This is a genomic window from Nocardiopsis sp. TNDT3 (assembly GCF_003427465.1).
GTDB classification, from domain to species: domain Bacteria; phylum Actinomycetota; class Actinomycetes; order Streptosporangiales; family Streptosporangiaceae; genus Nocardiopsis; species Nocardiopsis dassonvillei.
On the sequence record NZ_QPFC01001444.1, the window covers coordinates 1 to 1,082 of the forward strand.

1 pseudogene is annotated in these 1,082 nt (G+C 71.0%); it reads left to right on the forward strand.

The annotated features are described in order from the left end of the window. Positions 1 to 1,082: pseudogene (locus DQW06_RS28690) on the forward strand (hypothetical protein); the annotation flags it as partial.

The window sequence follows — 1,082 nt, forward strand, 5'->3', positions numbered from 1 at the left end:
CGCGCCTCCCGCGGGCACCACCACGGTCACGGGCGCCGACGGCAACCAGACGGTCCTCCCCGCCCCGCCGCCTCCCCCCGGAGGGACGACGGACACCACCACCGGTACGACGCCGGAGACCGCTCCCCTTGGAGGCGAGAGGGGCGGGGACGACTCCCCGAACGACCGGCCGCCGCAGGACCCGCCGACCCTGGGGCAGCGCCGCGCCCAGGCTCTCCACCGCGCCGGTGCCTTCTTCGAGCACGTGAGAACCCATTTCGGCGACAGGGACCAGACCCCCGGACTGCGGGAGCAGGTGTACCGGGCCCTCTCCGAGAACGGATTCACGCGCAAGCGCGTGTCGTACCTCTCCCGGTCGCCCGGGAACGGTCAGCGGATCGAGCAGTCCCTGTCGTCGGAGGTACTCGCCACGGACAAGAGCACGACCAGCCGGTTCGGCTCCCGCTCCCGCCACGAGATGAGCAGCCGTCTCTGGTCACCGCACAAGGTCCGGGTCACCAACGTCACCAGGTCCGAGATGGGCGCCGTCACCGACTTCCGCCCTGTCGACGCCCAGATGCGGTGGGGCGGCGGCAGCGAGACGGCCCTGTCCGCGGTCTCCTCCCGGAGCGGCAACCTCGGACTCAGGTTCGGCGGGGGCGGAGCCCGCAACCCGAACCCGCCCGGTTCCGACGACTCCCTGCCGAACCAGGCCGTCAGGCCGATCCCGGTGTTCGGAACCTCCCTCTCCCGCACGTTCTTCTCCCGCGGCAGGTCGCACAACCAGTCGTCCACGTTCTCGTCGTCGGTGCTGTTCATCCCGAACAACACCAAGGCCTACGCCTTCCGCGCCTCCGGCCGCATCACCCTCCTCACCGAGTCCCTGAAGAACTGGAGCATCGGCCCGACCCTGGACTGGAAGACCCTGTTCCGCGGGTGGACCCGTCCGGTCTCGGATCTGGCCTCGGGTTACGTGCACTCCCGCGACGCCCAGGAAGAAGGGATGGTCCAGGACCGGGCGACCCGCGACGGCGACAGCGTGGACCTGAGCCCCCACGACAACCCGGACAAGCCCGAGAACGCGCGGGTGCGTCCCGGGTTCG